Source organism: Myxococcales bacterium (genome assembly GCA_016717005.1).
Taxonomy (GTDB): domain Bacteria; phylum Myxococcota_A; class Polyangia; order Haliangiales; family Haliangiaceae; genus UBA2376.
Map to the genome: position 1 here is coordinate 16,786 of JADJUF010000001.1, position 16,936 is coordinate 33,721.

Annotated in this window: 12 protein-coding genes; 9 read left to right on the plus strand and 3 right to left on the minus strand. The window is 74.2% G+C overall.

Translation table 11 applies throughout. From position 1 onward, the window contains the following. Window positions 1–7: 7 nt before the first annotated feature. The 5 genes from IPL61_00070 to IPL61_00090 all read left to right on the plus strand — a co-directional run bounded on the left by IPL61_00070 (window position 8) and on the right by IPL61_00090 (window position 7,176). A complete protein-coding gene (locus IPL61_00070) occupies window positions 8–1,390 on the plus strand; it encodes an insulinase family protein (protein ID MBK9029734.1) in 1,383 nt (460 codons plus the stop codon). Then, entirely contained in the window at window positions 1,387–2,898 is a 1,512-nt protein-coding gene (locus IPL61_00075; GenBank protein ID MBK9029735.1) for an insulinase family protein, read from the plus strand. The genes IPL61_00070 and IPL61_00075 overlap by 4 nt, the downstream gene beginning before the upstream one ends. A 14-nt stretch (window positions 2,899–2,912) precedes the next feature. Then, a complete protein-coding gene (locus IPL61_00080; GenBank protein MBK9029736.1) occupies window positions 2,913–4,289 on the plus strand; it encodes an MATE family efflux transporter in 1,377 nt (458 codons plus the stop codon). Between the two features lie 34 nt (window positions 4,290–4,323). Continuing rightward, on the plus strand, window positions 4,324–6,003 hold the full coding sequence (locus IPL61_00085) for a hypothetical protein (GenBank protein MBK9029737.1): 1,680 nt from the start codon (window positions 4,324–4,326) through the stop codon (window positions 6,001–6,003). 207 nt (window positions 6,004–6,210) lie between these two features. Further along, window positions 6,211–7,176: a hypothetical protein gene (locus IPL61_00090; GenBank protein ID MBK9029738.1), complete on the plus strand. Its 966-nt coding sequence runs from the start codon at window positions 6,211–6,213 to the stop codon at window positions 7,174–7,176. A gap of 492 nt (window positions 7,177–7,668) precedes the next feature. Here IPL61_00090 and IPL61_00095 read toward each other — a convergent pair whose 3' ends face one another. Continuing rightward, on the minus strand, window positions 7,669–8,598 hold the full coding sequence (locus tag IPL61_00095) for a hypothetical protein (GenBank protein ID MBK9029739.1): 930 nt from the start codon (window positions 8,596–8,598) through the stop codon (window positions 7,669–7,671). A gap of 90 nt (window positions 8,599–8,688) precedes the next feature. Here IPL61_00095 and IPL61_00100 point away from each other — a divergent pair, with 90 nt between their 5' ends. After that, the gene (locus tag IPL61_00100) at window positions 8,689–9,162 is read left to right on the plus strand and encodes a hypothetical protein (GenBank protein ID MBK9029740.1); all 474 of its coding nucleotides are present in this window, start codon (window positions 8,689–8,691) and stop codon (window positions 9,160–9,162) included. Between the two features lie 136 nt (window positions 9,163–9,298). Here IPL61_00100 and tkt read toward each other — a convergent pair whose 3' ends face one another. After that, window positions 9,299–11,293, minus strand: a complete 1,995-nt coding sequence (gene tkt / locus IPL61_00105; GenBank protein ID MBK9029741.1) for a transketolase — start codon at window positions 11,291–11,293, stop codon at window positions 9,299–9,301. Window positions 11,294–11,365: 72 nt separating this feature from the next. Between tkt and IPL61_00110 the strand changes: the two genes are divergently transcribed. The 3 genes from IPL61_00110 to IPL61_00120 all read left to right on the plus strand — a co-directional run bounded on the left by IPL61_00110 (window position 11,366) and on the right by IPL61_00120 (window position 16,362). Beyond that, window positions 11,366–13,177 carry a hypothetical protein gene (locus IPL61_00110; protein ID MBK9029742.1) on the plus strand — a complete coding sequence of 604 codons (1,812 nt, stop codon included), beginning with the start codon at window positions 11,366–11,368 and terminating at the stop codon, window positions 13,175–13,177. Window positions 13,178–13,187: 10 nt separating this feature from the next. Beyond that, a complete protein-coding gene (locus tag IPL61_00115) occupies window positions 13,188–16,010 on the plus strand; it encodes a cyclic nucleotide-binding domain-containing protein (protein ID MBK9029743.1) in 2,823 nt (940 codons plus the stop codon). Window positions 16,011–16,080: 70 nt separating this feature from the next. Then, window positions 16,081–16,362 carry a hypothetical protein gene (locus IPL61_00120; protein MBK9029744.1) on the plus strand — a complete coding sequence of 94 codons (282 nt, stop codon included), beginning with the start codon at window positions 16,081–16,083 and terminating at the stop codon, window positions 16,360–16,362. A 161-nt stretch (window positions 16,363–16,523) separates the two neighbouring features. Here the strand turns inward: IPL61_00120 and IPL61_00125 are convergent, their stop codons facing one another. Then, the gene (locus tag IPL61_00125) at window positions 16,524–16,850 is read right to left on the minus strand and encodes a hypothetical protein (protein ID MBK9029745.1); all 327 of its coding nucleotides are present in this window, start codon (window positions 16,848–16,850) and stop codon (window positions 16,524–16,526) included. Between the last annotated feature and the right edge of the window lie 86 nt (window positions 16,851–16,936).

Sequence of the window (16,936 nt, forward strand, 5' to 3'; positions counted from 1 at the left end):
TCCACCCATGCGAACGCTCCTCCCCTGCGCGATCGCGGTCGCGTTGACCGCGGCCCCGGCCGCCGCCGATCTGAAGGTCGAGGAGCCCGCGCCGCGGCTGCCGATCGTGCACTACCGCCTGGCCAACGGGCTCGAGGTCATCCTCCAGCCCGACCTCACGGTCACCAGCGCGATGGTCGAGGTCTGGTACCACGTCGGCAGCAAGGACGAGGTCGTCGGCAAGACCGGCTTCGCGCACCTGTTCGAGCACCTGATGTTCGAGGGCTCGAAGCACGTCGGCGAGGGCGCGTTCGACGTGCTGCTCGAGAGCGCCGGCGGCTGGAACAACGGCACCACCAACAACGATCGCACCAACTACTTCGAGCAGGTGCCGGGCAACCAGCTGCCGCTGGCGCTGTGGCTCGAGGCCGATCGCATGGCCGGGCTGTGGGACGCGATGAACGCCGACGTGCTCACCAACCAGCGCGACGTGGTCAAGAACGAGCGCCGGCAGAGCTACGAGAACCGGCCCTACGGCCGCGCCAGCCTGCTGATCACCCAGGCGCTGTGGCCCAAGGGCCACGGCAACTGGAACCTGACGATCGGGACGATGGCGGATCTCGACGCCGCCAGCCTCGCCGACGTCGAGGCGTTCTGGCGCACGTACTACCGGCCGTCGAACGCGACCTTGCTGGTGGCCGGGCGCTTCGACGTCGCCACCACCCGCGCCCAGATCGACCAGCTGTTCGGGTGGATGCCGACCCTGCCGGCGCCGCCCCGGCGCACGCTCGACGCGCCGGTGACGCCGCTGCCGCAGCCGATCGCGCTCGCGACCACCGATCGGGTCGCGGTGCCCAAGGTGATCGTGACGATGCGGGCGCCCGAGGCCAACGGCCCGGGCCTGACCGATCTCGAGGTCGCGGCGCAGATCCTCGGCGGCGGCAAGACCAGCCGCCTCTACAAGCGCCTGGTCTGGAAGGACCGCCTCGCCACCGACGTCTACGCCTCCGTCAACCCGCAGTTCCTCGGCAGCGAGTTCGAGATCGCCGCGACCGCGCGCCCGGGCGTCACCGCCGCGCAGCTCCAGGCCGCGCTCGCCGACGAGCTGCGCGCGTTCACGGCGGCGCCGCCGACCGCGGCCGAGGTCGAGCGGGCCCGGCGCGTGCTCGAGGTCAGCCTGCTGTCGACCCTCGAGAACCTGGCCAGCCGGATCAACCAGCTCGCCGACTGGGCCGCCTACACCGGCGATCCCGATCACCTCGACGAGGTCCAGGCCGAGCTGGCCGCGGTCACGCCGGCGTCGGTCGCGGCCGCCGCGGGCCAGTGGCTGCGGCTCGAGGCCGCGGTGACGATGGTGGTCACGCCCGAGCCGACCGCGCCGACCACGCCGGCGACCGGAGGGGTCAAGTGACCCGCGCCGCCGTCATCGCCGCGGTCCTGCTCGGCGCGTGCTGCCCGACGCCGCCCCGGGCGACCGGACCGGTCGTCACCGCGCCGCCGCCGCCGCCCCCGCCCGACGATCCCGGGCCGCCGGCCCCGCCGCCGCTGGCCTGGGACGCGGCGGGGATCGACTGGACCACGCCGCCCGACGCGTGGCCCGAGGTCGCCTTCACGCCGCCGATCCCGACGGAGTTCACGCTGCGCAACGGCGCCCGGGTGCTGGTGGTCGAGAACCATCGCCTGCCGCTGGTGAGCGTGCGCGTCGCGATCGCCGCGGCCGGCAGCCGCGCCGACGGCGCCAAGGCCGGGCTGGCCGCGCTGACCGCCGACCTGCTCGACGAGGGCGCCGGCGCCCGCACCGCGCTCGAGCTGCCCGAGGAGCTCGAGCGGCTGGGCGCGAGCCTGACCGTCGGCGCCGGCCTCGACTACGCCCAGGTCTCGCTCGACGCGATGGCGGCGACCCTGCCCGAGGCGCTGGCGCTGACCGCCGACGTGCTGATGCGGCCGCGCCTGACCGCCGACGACTTCGGCCGCGTCAAGGCCGAGCGCCTCGCCGACCTGGCGCTCCGGGGCGACCAGCCGACCACGATCGCGCGGCTGGTGTTCGCGCGCGCGGTCTTCGGCGGGCACCCCTACGCCGCCCCCACCGACGGCTACGCCACCACCGTCGGGGCGCTGCAGCCGGCCGACGCGAAGAAGTTCTTCCGCGCGCACTACGGCCCCAGCGCCGCCACGATCGTCGTCGTCGGCGACGTCACGGTCGCCGACGCCCGCGCGGTGCTCGAGCGCACGCTCGGCGGCTGGAGGCAGCCGGTCGCGATCGCCAAGGCGCCGCCCGCGCCGGTCGCGCGCGCGCCGCAGCTGGTGTTCGTCGATCGCCCCGACGCGCCCCAGAGCGTGGTCGTGCTCGGCCGGCTCGGCCCCGACGTGGGCGATCCGGCGCTGGCCGCCGACGAGGTCATCAACACCGCGATCGGCGGCAGCTTCGCGTCGCGCCTCAACACCCTGCTGCGCGAGCAGAAGGGCTACACCTACGGCATCGGCTCGCAGTTCAACCGCGCGCAGTGGGCGGGCTCGTGGCGGGTGTTCTCGCAGGTGCGCAGCGACGTGACGGTGCCGGCCATCAAGGACGCGCTCGCGATCGTCACCGACGCCGGGACCACGCCCCTGCCCGCGGCCGAGCTCGCCAAGGCCCAGGCGCTGATCATCCGGGGCCTCCCGCAGGACTTCGAGACCAACGCCCAGATCGCCAGCGCGTACACCAACGCCGCGCTCGACGGCCGCCCGCTCACGTACTTCCGCGACCTGCCCGGGCAGGTGAGCGCGGTCACCGCCGAGCAGGCCCGCGCCGGCGCCGCGGCGGCCTGGCGCGATCTGACGATCGTCGTCGTCGGCGACTGGGCGGCGATCGGCGCCGAGCTGGCGACGCTGGGCCTGCCGATCGTCCGTTACGACGTCGACGGCAACCCGACGAAGTGACCGCCGCCGCGGCCGTGCCCGCCCCGAGCGCCCGCGTCGAGCTGGCGGCCCAGGCGCGGCTGGCGACGCCGCTGGCGGCGCAGCAGGTCGGCATGGTCGTGATGGGCGTGGTCGACACCGCGCTGCTCGGCCACCACGGCGCCGCGGCGATGGCCGGCGCCGGCATCGCCACCGGCCTGGTGTTCGCGCTGTCGTGCATCGGCACCGGCGTGATCATGGGCCTCGATCCGCTGATCGCCCAGGCCATCGGCGCCGGCGACGCCGCGCGCACGCCGGGGCTGCTGGCGGCCGGGCTGCGGGTGGCGGTGCGGCTGGGCCTGCTCTTGACGCTGGTCGTGCTGGCGACGCCGCTCGTGCTCGACCTCGCGGGCGTCGAGCGCGACGTCGCCGAGGCCGCGCGCGTCTACGTGTTCGCGCGCTCGATCGGGATCATCCCGGCGCTGGTGCAGGTCGCGCTGCGCGCGTTCCTGCAGGCCCACGGCGTCACGCGCCCGATGGTGGTCGCCGCCGTGGTCGGCAACGTCGTCAACGCGCTGCTCGACTGGATCCTGATCTTCGGCGACGCCGGCCTGGCCGACCTGGGCCTGCCGGCGATCGGCCTGCCGGCGATGGGCGTCCTGGGCGCCGCGCTCGCGACCACCGCGGTCACGCTGGCGATGCTGGCGATCTACGCCGGCAGCACCCGCGCGGTGCTGCGCGCGCTGCCGGGGGCGCCGCCCGACACCGACCCGGTCGCGACCGAGCGCGCGATCGTCCGGGTCGGCCTGCCGATCGGCCTGCAGCTGTTCGCCGAGGTCGGCGCGTTCGCGCTGGCCGCGGTGCTGGCCGGGCGCCTGGGCACGGTGCCGGCGGCCGCGCACCAGGTCGCGATCCAGCTCGCCAGCGTGCCGTTCGCGATCTCGCTCGGCATCGGCGCCGCCGCCGCGACCCGGGTCGGCCTCGCGGTCGGCGCCGGCGATCGCGCCTGGGCCCGACGCGCGGCGCTCGTGTCGCTCGGGCTCGGCGCGCTGGTGATGTCGACGTCGGCGCTGGCGTTCGTGCTCGCGCCCGAGCTGCTGGCGGCCGGGTTCGGCGATCGGGCCGAGGTCACCGCGACCGCCGCGACGCTGATCCAGATCGCCGCGGTGTTCCAGCTGTCCGACGGCGCCCAGGCGATCGCGTCGGGCGCGCTGCGCGGCGCCGGCGACACCCGGGCCGCGTTCGTCGCCAACGTGATCGGCCACTACGCGGTCGGGCTGCCGATCGCGCTGGTCGCCGCGTTCACGCTCGCGCGCGGCGCCGCCGGCCTGTGGTGGGGGCTGACCGCCGGGCTCACCGGCACCGCGATCGTGCTGGTGGCGCGGCTGGCGTGGCTGACGGCACGACCGATCGCGCGCGCCGCGCTTCGCTGATCCTCGACCGCCTGGGTTCTGTTATGAGCGAGGGATGCGCCCACGCCACGCCCTCGGCCTCGCCGCGCTCGCCGCGTTCGCCCTCCCCGCCTGCGGCGACGACGGCGGCGCGCCCGACGCGCGCCCGACCGGCACCGCCCGGATCGAGGTCACGAGCTACGCCTACGACGTCGACCTGACCACGCGCGCGGTCACCGCCCGGGTCGCGCTGCGGCTGCTCGATCCCGGCGACTGCGTGGCGCTCGCCTCGCGCGCGCCCGGGCTCGACGTCGCGACCGTGACGCTCGGCGACGCGCCGGCGCTGGCCACCGCCGACGGCGCGACCCTGACCGCGTGCGGCGCCGGCTGGCCGATGGGCACCGAGCTGACGCTGGTCGCCAACCTCACGCTCGAGCTCGGCACGTGGGCGTCGAGCCAGGTCGGCTACTCGATCACCAACGACGCCAGCGGCGCGCCCCTGACCTACCTGCTGTCGTGGGTCGGCCAGTGCGATCGCCTGGGCCCGTGCGATCCGTCGCCGGGCGCGTTCGCGCGCTACACGTTCACCGTCCACCACCCGGCCGGCACGACCGCGCTGTGCCCGGGCCGGGTCGCCGCGACGCCCGAGCTCACGACCTGCACGTTCGATCGCGCCGGCGGGCCGACCTACTCGACGTTCGGCGTGATGGCGTCGCCGTCGTGGCAGCCCACCGACCTCGGCACGTGGAGCGGCGTGCGCACGACGATCTACGATCGCCCGGCGTCGGGCATGACCGCGCTGGTCGACGTGCCGTACCACCAGGCGTTCCTGCAGTGGATGATCGATCGGTTCGGGCCGTACCCGTACGGCGACGAGCTGCGCCTGGTCACCGGCCCCACCTACTGGGCCGGGTTCGAGCACCCCGGCAACATCATGCTCGACGACGCGCTCGCGCGCGCCACCGGCTCGGCCTACACCCGCGCGGTCGGCCACACGCTCAACCATGAGCTGGCGCACCAGTGGGCCGGCGACCAGACCACGCTGGCGGACACCTACGACTTCGTCTGGAAGGAGGCGATGGCCGAGTACCTGTCGTTCGCGTACGAGGCCGAGACCGAGCCCGCGGTCGGGCTGGTGACCGCGCAGGCGTGGAAGAACTTCGCCGTCGGCGCCGGCTACTTCCCGGTGCCCGAGGACGATCCGCGGCCGACGCTGCTCCAGTACTACGGCGAGGTCTACGGGCCCGGCCCGATGATCCTGTTCCGGCAGGTCGAGGCGCTGTCGTCGCGGGCGCAGGTGATCGACGGGCTCAAGCTGGTGCTCGGCAGCCAGCGCGCGCTGTCGGTCGACGAGGTCGTGGCCGCGCTCGAGTCCACCACCGGGCTGGCGCTCACGCGCTACGTCGACGTCTGGATCCGCGGCAGCGGCCGCCCGACGTGGCCGACCTTCCGCACCACGCTCGCCGGCGCGCCGCCGAACCAGACCGTGACCGTCGAGGAGACCACCGCCGGCGGCGTGCTCCACGGCTGCAACTTCTCGATCGGCCTGCGCGGCGCGCCCGGCGAGACCGACAAGGTCTGGATCCCGCGCGGCGTCGATGGCGTCGCGACGATCACCGTGCCGACCGGCGTGCCGTGGACGGTGACCTCGACCGTGTTCGACGTCGACGCGCAGTGCCTCGGGTACCCGTCGACGACCGCGGCGGCGGCCCCGCGCCACCCGGACGGGTGGACGCCCTGGCGCGCGCGACCGTGAGGGCGGTTACGCGCGCGTGACGGGTTGGTGAGGCCCGGGGTAATTGCCGGAGGCCCGTGGCTTTCGCCGCCCTGGGGATCGTGTTATCTGCCGCGCAGCGGGGTTCGCACCGTAAGCGACGGCGCCCCCGCGCGTTGTGGATGGTCGGACTACGTCCGCCCAGCGAAGATCTCAAAGGAGCCTTGAATGCGCGTTTCCTCTACGATTGTGACTCTCCTCGCCGCGGCCGCCCTCGCCGCCACCGGCTGCAAGAACATCCCGGGCGCCCCCGGCGGCAAGAGCAAGGTCGATCCGAACTCGTGCGGCAACTACGCCGTGTCCGACGCCGGCCGCAAGCTCCACGGCTTCCTCGAGGCCACCGTCGCGCTCGAGGCCGCCGCCGGCCGCGTCGAGTCGGTCGTCAACGAGAGCTGCGTCATCATGGGCAAGGAGCTCAAGATGGCCGACAGCGACCTCAAGGGCTCGACCGACGCGGTCTGCAACAAGGTCATCGAGAACCTCAAGGCGGGCATGTCGGCCAGCTTCAAGGCCGACGCCAAGCTCGACATCCAGTACAAGCCGGCGGTCTGCACGGTCAGCGCCGACGTCGCGGCCCGCGCCGCCGCGCAGTGCGAGGCCAAGGCCGAGGCCGACATCGGCGTCACCTGCAGCGGCACCTGCAACGGCACCTGCGACGGCACCTGCGCGGGCAGCGCCGGCACCGGCGGCTCGGGCGGCGACTGCGCCGGTCAGTGCCAGGGCACCTGCCACGGCGATTGCAACGGCACGGCCGACGTCAACGCGTCGGCGCAGTGCAAGGCCGAGGCGGAGGTCAAGGCCTCGGTCGACGTGCAGTGCACCGAGGCCGAGCTGACGGTCACCGCCGACGCCAACGCGGTGCTCGACACCTCGAAGGCCGAGATGACCCTCGCCGCGATCCGCAACGGCCTTCCCAAGATGCTGTCGGTGCAGGCTCGCCTGCGCCCGCTGCAGGCCGCGTTCACCACGTGGGCCAAGAGCGCCCGCGACCTCGGCGCCGCTGGCGGCGAGCTGGCGCAGTCGTTCAAGGACCAGGCGCTGTGCATCAGCGGCCAGATCTCCGGCGCGGTCGCCGCGATCGGTCACATCGAGGCGTCGATCAGCGTCTCGGTGTCGGTCTCGGCCTCGGCCTCGGGCTCGGCTGGCGTGAACTGAGATCGAGAGAGGGTTTTTCGAAAAAACCCTCCCCCGGCATTCGCCGGGGCCCCCACCCGAAACGGCCCGGAGCGTGGCGCCTGCGTGGGCGCTTGAGACGGAGCGTGGGTGGTGGAGCGTGAGCAGGCGCCGGTAGCGGCGCCTGTTTGCGTTTTCGGAGCCCGGATCCCGATCCCGACTCCGATCCCGACTCCGATCCCGACTCCGATCCCGCTCCCGCTCCCGCTCCCGCTCCCGCTCCCGCTCCCGCTCCCGCTCCCGCTCCCGCTCCGGCAAGCGGAACCGGAGCCGGAACCGGAGCCGGAGCCGGAACCGGAGCCGGAACCGGAGCCGGAGCCGGAGCCGGAGCCGGATCCGGAACCGGAAGTTGGTGCCGGAGCCGGAGTCGGAGCCCCGAGCCGGAACCGGAACCGGAGCCGGCGACTGGCGGTTCGCGCAAGTCCGCGCTGGGATCCGCGCGGGCTTCCGTGGTAAGAGCGCCGCCCTGCGAGGCTAGCCATGAAGACCCTGACCGAGTTCTCGATCGTGATGCTCCAGCGCGGCGCCGCCGCGCGCACCGCCAAGACCGCCGAGGGCGTCGAGGCCGAAGGCATGGCCGAGGCCATCGCAGCTGCGATCGCGATCCCGGCCGACCGGGCCCAGCGCCTGCTCGAAGCGCTCGACGTGGTCGGCGCTGACCTCGACAAGGTCCGCCTGGTCCGGGTGTTCCAGGGCGAGAAGGCGCCGCTCGGCGCGACCTCGGTCGGCGAGTTCCACTACGCGCTCGATCGCGTCGCCTCGGGCGGCGGCGCCCGGCGCAGCAACGACCGCGGCGGCGATCGCGGTGGCCGCGGCGGCGACCGCGGCGGCCGCGGTGGTGGCGGAGGTGGTGGCGGCCGCGGCGGCGATCGCGGCGGCATGGGCGGCGGCGAGCGTGGCCCGCCCAAGCCCCGCGGGCTCGGCGCGCTCAAGGCGCTGGCGAGCGGCGAGAAGAAGGACACCGGCGACGACCGTGCCCGTCCGGGCGAGATCCCGCGGGCCGGCATGGGCTGGGTGCTCACCGCCGCCCCGCGCGATCCCCGTGGCGACCGCAAGGGTCCCCGTGGCCCGGGCGGTCCGCGCCGCGACCGGCCCGGTGATCGCCGTGGTCCCGGTGGCCCGCGCGGTCCCGGCGGCCCGCGTGGTCCCGGCGGCGGTCCCGGCGGCGGTCCCGGCGGCGGCGGTCCTGGCGGCGCCAACGCCGGCGCGCCTGGCGACGATCGGCGTCCGCCGCGCGGTCCCCGTGGCCCCCGCCCCGACGGCGATCGCGGCCCCCGTCCCGACCGCGGCCCGCGCCCCGACCGCGGCCCCGCGCCCCGAGATGAATGCCGCGGTCCCGGCCGTCGTCCAAGCGCCGGCGACCCCCGAGACGGCCGCCGCTCCCGCCGACCCGGCCGCCGACAAGACCTGAGCATCGCTGCAACGGCTTTCGCGCCCGGGTGTCGGAGGGAGTAGACTCCGCCGAGAGGTCCCCCTATGTCGCCCAGGCTCCCCATGCTCGTCCGGTTCGCCCCCGCGCTGCTGGTGGTCGCCTTGGTCGCGCCGGCTCACGCCGACGTCTCCAAGAAGGTCATCGCCGCCTTCAAGGGCAAGGTCCTCCTGTCGACCGCGCCGCTCGAACCCAGCGGCGACGACAAGGCGACGATCGCCGCCTACAAGAGCAAGGTGGTGACGACCTTGCAGGGTCACCAGAACGGCAACGACGTCCAGGAGTGGACGTTCAACTACACCGCGTTCCTGTCCAGGACCGGCGCGACGTCGCTCAAGCTCGAGTTCTACGACGGCGACAAGTACTCGGCCGACCGCACGCTGACCGGCATCGACCCCAAGGACCCGGTGCTCGAGGGCGACATCACGATCGACGAGGACGAGGGCCTGACCAAGGGCAAGAAGTACACGGTCAAGCTCGTCGGCAAGATCAAGGGCAAGGAGACCACCGTCGCGCAGACGGTCGTCACGATGAACTGATCGACGACGTCACGTCACGCCACGTCAGGTCAGATCACGGCACGTCTCGGGATGCTCGCCGCCGCAGCCACGCGGCGAATCGACGGCGCGAACACCGTCGACCTCGGCCGCACTCACCAGCGGTGTCCAGCCGCGCTCAGCCGGCGGCGGCGAGCGACGCGCGGGCGGCGGCGACGACGGCCTCGGCGGTGAAGCCGAGCTTGTCCATCAGGACCTCGCCCGGCGCCGAGGCGCCGAAGCGATCGAGCCCGACGACGCGGCCGGCGCTGCCGATCAGATCGCCCCAGCCGAACGACACGCCGGCCTCGACCGCGACCCGGGCCCGCACCGACGGCGGCAGCACCGCGTCGCGGTAGGCCGGGTCCTGGGCCACGAACAGCTCCCAGCACGGCAGCGACACCACGCGGGTCGGCACGCCGTCGGCGGCCAAGGTCGCCTGGGCGGCGAGCGCGATGCCCATCTCCGAGCCGGTCGCGATGACGATGACCTGCGGCGCGCCGTCGGCCTCGCGCAGCACGTAGCCGCCGCGCGCGACCGGCGCGTCGACCGGCGCGACCACGGTCAGGTCCTGGCGCGACAGCACCAGACCGACCGGCCCGTCGGTGCGCTCCATCGCGGCCTGCCACGCGCGCGCGGTCTCGTTGGCGTCGCACGGCCGCATGACCCACAGGTTCGGGATCGCGCGCAGCGCCATCAGGTGCTCGACCGGCTGGTGGGTCGGGCCGTCCTCGCCGACGCCGATCGAGTCGTGGGTCCACACGTACGTCGCCGGCAGGTGGCTGAGCGCGGCCAGCCGCACCGCCGGCCGCATGTAGTCGCTGAACACGAAGAACGTCGCCGCGAAGCCGCGCACGCCGCCGTGGTAGGCGAAGCCGTTGACGATCGCGCCCATCGCGTGCTCGCGGATGCCGTAGCGCAGGTTGCGGCCGCCGCCGGCCGCCGACCAGTCGCCGCCGGGGACGATCGTCTTGGTCGAGCCGCCGAGGTCGGCGTCGCCGCCGAACAGCCACGGCACCTGGGCCGCGAGGTGGACCATGCACTTGCCCGACGCGATCCGGGTCGCGACCGCGTCGCCGAGCTTCCAGGTCGGCAGGCCGTCGGCCCAGCCGGCCGGCAGCTCGCCGCGCTGCGCGGTGTCGTACTGCGCGGCCAGCTCGGGGAACGCCGCGCGCCACGCCGCGAACCGGCCCTCCCAGTCGGCGCGGGCCGCGGCGCCGCGGGCCGCGATCGCCGCGAAGTGCGCGCGCACCGCGTCGGGCACCAGGAACTGCGCCTCGGGGTCCCAGCCGAGCGCGCGCTTGCTGGCGGCGACCTCGTCGGTGCCCAGCGGCGAGCCGTGGGCCCACGACGAGCCGGCCTTCTTGGGCGAGCCGAAGCCGATCGTCGTGCGCACGCAGATCAGCGTCGGCCGCGCCGTGTCGGCCTTGGCCTCGGCGACCGCGCGATCGATCGCCTCGACGTCGTGATCGCCGTCGTCGACCCGCAGCACCTGCCAGCCCAGCGCCGCGTAGCGCGCGCCGACGTCCTCGCTCATCGTCAGCGACGCGGGCCCGTCGAGCGTGATCCGGTTGTCGTCCCACAGGCAGATCAGCTTGCCGAGGCCGAGGTGGCCGGCCAGGCTGGCCGCCTCCATGGCCACGCCCTCGACGACGTCGCCGTCGGAGATCAGCGCGAACGTGTGGTGATCGACGATCGTGTGGCCGGGGCGGTTCCACAGCTGCGCCGAGAAGCGCTCGGCGATCGCCATGCCGACCGCGTTGGCGTGGCCCTGCCCCAGCGGCCCGGTCGTCGCCTCGACCCCGGCGGTGTGGCCGAACTCGGGGTGGCCGGGCGTGCGCGAGCCCCACTGCCGGAACGCCTGCAGCTCGGCCATCGGCAGCTCGAAGCCGGCGAGGTGCAGGAGCGAGTACAGGAGCATCGAGCCGTGGCCGGCCGACAGCACGAACCGATCGCGATCGGGCCAGTGCGGCGCCGCCGGGTCGACGACCAGGTGGCGCTGCCACACGGTGTAGGCCATGGGCGCGGCGCCCATCGGCAGCCCCGGATGGCCGCTGTTGGCGCGCTGGATCGCGTCGATCGACAGCGTGCGGATGGTGTTGATGGCCAGGGCGACGACGTCGGGCTCGGTCACGGCCGCGGACCCTACCCCAAGGGTGCGACGCCGGACACAGCCATCGGCGGGATCCTGTAAGCTGGCGGGCACATGGCCCTCCGCTCCGATCGCGCTCGCCCGCTCGCCGCCCTGCTCGTCGCCCTGGCCGCCTGCAGCGGCAAGACCTCCCCGACCACGCCCGGCCCGACCCCGGGCAGCGGCGCCGACCCGGGCAGCGGCAGCGGGTCGGCGGTGGTCGACGTGACGCCGCCGGCCCCGCCGCCGCGCCTCAACCGCGCGCCGGAGGTGTTCGCGCCCGGGTGGAAGTCGGTCGGCGTCAACCAGACCATCGCGTTCTCGGTCGCCGCCATCGATCAGGATCTCGACGACGTCAAGGTCGAGGTCATGTCGATGCCGGCGTCGGCGACGTTCGATCCGATCACGCTCACCGTGGTGTGGCGGCCGACCAAGATGGATCTGCCCAAGGCCAACTTCACGCTGGCGATCACCGAGCTGACCGGCCCTGGCGCCGGCCAGCCGCCGCTGTCGGTGTCGTGGGACATCGCGGTCACGCCCAAGAAGCAGCCGGTGCCGACCGCGCCCTGGGCCGGCGACGTCGCCGAGACGCTCCTGACGATCCGCGAGCCGGCGCGGGTCGAGGCCACCGCCAAGGCGTTCCCGTTCGACGAGCTCCTGGCGTGGACCGCCACGTCGATGCGCGCGCCGCTCGCGCCCGAGGCCGCGGCCAAGCTGCCGCCGCCCGACAAGGCGCTCCTGTTCAAGCAGTTCCTGAAGAACCTCGCGGTCACCCACAGCAACCCGCGGCTCGATCCCGACGCGCCCGGCTTCGACGCCGCCACGTTCGGCGATCCCCGCGACTGGAAGCTCGTCGTGATCCGCCCGCGGCTCGACAAGAAGTTCCACGAGCTGCGGCTGGTCTACCAGGCGGTCAAGGCGCCCGAGCCGGTGTTCGCGATGTTCCGCGTGCGGCCGGTCGAGGATCTGCCGACGTTGCCGCCCGAGGCCAAGGCCGAGAACAACAAGGTCAGCGCCGAGCTGCTCTGGAAGCACCTGCTGACCGCCGACGGCGCGGTCAACCCGAAGTGGAAGAAGGACCCCAAGGCCCACGGCCAGGCGGTGCTGGCGTTCGTGCGCGGCATGCTCGGCTACCAGGGCGCCGCGCCGTGGGCGAGGTCGGGCTTCATCGCGCTCGCGACCGAGGCCCGGCTCGGCGGCGGCACCGCCCGTAACCCCGACGGCAGCTACCAGTCGGGCGACGGCTGGGCCTGGAGCGTGCAGAAGCCGATGATCGCCGCCGACGGCGCGACCCAGAGCTACGTCAACATCGGCATCCCCGGCTTCTGGACCCACGTCGTCCCGTCGGCGGATCAGTCGGCCTGGATCGGCAAGTGCGCGCCGACGTTCGACCCGGACGACAAGGGCCACAAGCCCGGCTACGAGGCGCTGTGTCGCAAGGCCCTGGGCTTCGTCGATCTGCCCGATCTCACCGGCAAGAAGCCCGCGCCCGCCAAGCTCGACGCCGTCAACCTCTACCGCGATCACAAGCTCGGCCCGTCGGTGGCGCTCCTGCCCGTCGACGACGGCCGCCGCGATCACGGCGAGGAGAACGGCATGACCTGCGCACAGTGCCACATCCGCAACTTCGGCGTGCGCGACTACGCCGACGCGGCGACCGCCGATCCCAAGGCCGGCACCCCGGCCGCCGCCAACCACCCGATCGCCACGCTCAACTTCCAGATCGTGCCGAGCCACCGCTGGGAGGCCTACACGCTCGAGTTCATGGCCGACCAGGAGTGCAAGATCAAGGCGTTCCTCGCGGCCGAGCTGGGCAAGGAGTCGAAGCTCGCGTGCCCGCTGGCCGACCCGAGCGCCCCGCGCATCGCGCGCCCGCTGCCCGAGTGAGCGAGCGCGCATGAGCCAGGGCAAGAAGCTCCCCGTCGTCGGCGGCGCGCCCGCGAAGCCGCCCCGGGGCGGCACGGCCAGCGCCGGCGGATGGGCGGCGTTCACCGACAACGGCGCCGCGCCGCGGGTGCTGATCGCCGCGCGCCTGATCATGGTGCTCGCGCTGGCGGCGACGATCCCGACGATCCTCGGCGTCAGCCACGGCCGGCGCATCCTGTGGACCGTCGCGATCGCCGCGCTGCCGCTGTTCTGGGTGGTCGGCGGCTATCACGTCTGGCGGCGCATCTGCCCGCTCGCGGTGGTCGGCCAGCTCGGCCGGCTGCTCGGCCGCCCCGGCACCCGCAAGGTCGAGGGCTGGCTGACGCGCCACTACCTGCACCTCCAGCTCGGCCTGATGCTGGTCGGCATGTCGCTGCGCCTGGTCGCGACCAACGGCAGCACCGCGTGGTTGGCCGGGTTCCTGATCGTGGTCGTGGTCGCGGCCGCGGTGGTCAGCCTCGTGTTCGCCGGCAAGACCTGGTGCAACCTGATCTGCCCGGTCGGCCTGGTCGAGAAGCTCTACACCGAGCCGGCGCCGCGCGCGGCCGGGGCGGTCGAGCCGACCTCGCAGTGCGCGCCGTGCGTCGCGTGCAAGAAGCACTGCCCCGACATCGATCTCGAGCAGGGCTACTGGAAGGAGATGCCCGAGACCGAGGTCCGCGGCCGCCGGCTGGCGTACTTCGCGTGGCCCGGCATCGTCTCGGCGTTCTACGTCTACTACTACCTGGTCGCCGAGACCTGGGACTACTACTTCACCGGGGTCTGGGCGTACGAGGACGACCAGGCGTCGCGCTGGCTCGATCCCGGCTTCTACTTCGCCCACGGCATCCCGCGGGTGGCGGCGGCGCCGCTGACGCTCGTCGCCGGCGGCGCGCTGTCGTTCGGGCTGTTCGCGACCGTCGAGCGGCTGTGGTGCCGGCTGGCCGCGCGCGCGCTGCCGGCCGACGCGTCCGACGAGGCCCGCGCCGAGTCGCGGCGAGTGATCCGCCACCGGCTGCTGGCGGTCGCGGGCTTCGCCGCGATCAACGCGTTCTACTTCTTCGCCGGCCAGCCCAGCCTGGCGCGCCTGCCGAGCTGGGTCGTCCACGGCTGGGGCGTGGTCGTGGTGTTCGCGACCGCCGCGATCTTCTTCCGGCGCGCGCGGCGCCGCGAGTCCGAGCACGTCCAGGAGCGGTTCGCGCAGAAGATCCTGCGCAAGTGGGAGTGGGGCGACGCGCCGCCGTCGGACGACCTCAAGGACATCTACCTGCTGCACAACGAGCGCACCAAGCAGCGCGAGGCGCGGCTGCGGGCCTACAAGGAGACCGTGCGCGAGCTGGTCGCCGACGGGCTCGTGACCAGGAGCGAGCTGGTGATCCTCGACAGCCTCCGGGCCCAGCTCGGGGTCAGCGACAAGGACCACGCCAAGATCCTGGCCGAGCTGTCGGCCGAGGAGCGGCAGCTGTTCGATCCGGCCTACCAGGGCTCGGTCGAGCTGCGGCTCAAGAGCCAGCAGTACCAGAAGGCGCTCGAGCGGCTGGTGATCGAGGCGGCGAGCGCGGGCGTCGCGCCCAGCGAGGCGGCGCTGGCGGCGCTGGCCGGCGATCACGGCGTGAGCGGCGCCGACGCCGCGGCCGCGCGCGCCCGGGTGCTGGGCCCCGACGGGCCGATCAGCGCGCTGGTCGCCGACGAGATCCGCGCGATCGAGCGCCTGGCCGCCGCCGCGCGCGCGGCCCACGCCGAGGACACCATCGGCCACGAGTCGGCGACGTTGCGGTTCGTCGCGCACACCGCGCGCTGGCGCGGCAGCGCCCGGGCGGTGCGGGCCCTGGGCCTCCTGGCGGCGCTGGCGCAGCGCGACGAGCTCGGCGCCGCGCGGGCCGCGATCGAGGCCAAGCCGGCGACCGCGCCGACCGTGGTGTTCGGGCTGCGCGGCGCCGCGCCCGACGCGCAGGTGCTGCCGCTGCACGCCGCGCTCGAGGCGCTGTGGCTGGGCGCGCCCGAGCCGCTGACGCGGGCGCCGCTGCTGGCGGTGCTCGACGACGCGTCGCGCTACCTGCGCGCGGCGGTGGTCATCGTGCTGTCGCGGTTCGACGACGACGACGCCCGGACCGCGCTGATCGCGGCGATGGACGACACCGACGCGATGGTGCGCCAGGCCGCGGTCCGGGCGCTGGGTTCGCGCGCGCGCCTGACCCGCGAGCTCTTGCAGAAGGCCCTGGCCGATCGCGAGCCCAAGGTCCGCCAGGCCGCGGTCCGGGCGGTCGCCGGCACCAGCTCCGGCGAGTACCCGGCCGCCGACGCCGGGGCCCTGGCCCAGACCGTGCGCGGCGTCGGCAACGCCGGCGTCTACGCGACGCTCGACGCCAACGCCCGGGTCGAGACCCTGACCGAGATCGAGCGCCTGATGCTCCTGCGCCAGGTGCCGATGTTCGCCGAGCTGGCGCCGGACGATCTCGACGACATCGCCGCGGTCGTGGTCGAGCACAACCTGCAGCCCGGCGGCGACGTGTGCAAGGAGGGCGAGGCCGGCGACGCGGTCTACCTGCTGGTGAAGGGCAAGGTCCGGGTGTTCACCGGCGGCGGCGACCGGCCCGAGCGGACGCTGTCAGAGCTGGGCCCGGGCGCCTGCATCGGCGAGATGGCGGTGTTCGACGCCGCGCCGCGCTCGGCCACGGTCCGCGCGCTCGAGCGGACCCGGCTGCTGATCGTCCCTGGGCGCGAGTTCAAGGACCTGCTGGTCGAGCGTCCAGCGATCTCGACCGCGATCATCGCCGAGCTGGTCCGGCGGATGCGCGGGATGATGGCCGGTTGAACCCGGGCCGGCGGATGCGCGGGCTGCTGGCCGGTTGAACCCGGACCCTCGGCTGCGGTAGATTGTCGCGATGAACCTGCGCCGCGAAGCCACCAAGACCATCTGGAAGACCGTCGTGTTCGCCGGCGCCATGCTCGGCACCGCCGCGTGTGGCGGCAAGGCCGCCCCGGCCACCGACACCACCACCAAGACCGCGCAGCCGGCGCCCGACGAGACCACGCCCGACCCGTGCGCCGACCAGGCGAACCCGTGCGGCGACGACAGCACCGACCCGTGCGCCGACCCGTGCGCCGACCGCATCCGCGGCGTCAGCGAAGAGGGCGACATGGGCCGCGGCTTCGTCCTGAGCTGAAGAAGGGCGAAGCCCGAGGCTGAGGTTCAGAGGGCCTGTCGAGGCCCTGGCAGGTGCAGGGGAACTCGAAGGTCCGCGGTCACGCCGGATCACGTCGGGTCCGCGCTCGATCGAGCCCGGCGCGCGCCGGATCTCGCACGCCGGGGCGGGTGCCGGCCGGGTCAGTCCTCGACCAGCGCGCTGGCGAGGACCTGGAACCGGGTCTGCCCGTCGACCGACGCGATGCCCCAGGGACGCGCGGTGTCGAACCAGACGACCTCGCGCCCGGTCGGATCGTGGCCGCGGGCCACGACCTCACCGGCGATCGTGCCGGGCTGCGGGTACGCCGAGCCGGCGTCGAGCGCGCGCGCCGTGACGATCGGCACCTTCTCGACGAACGCCCAGCGCCGGCCGTCGGCGTCGACGAGCTCGCACGCGACGAACCCGGGCTGATCGTCGCTCACGAAGCCCACGACCGCCACGTGGACGCCGCGCCAGGGCGCGGTCACTCGAACACCGCCGTCGCGCCGAGGACACACCAGTTCGCGACATGCGAGTTCATGACGAGCCTCCCGAGCCTCCTCGGATCCGCACG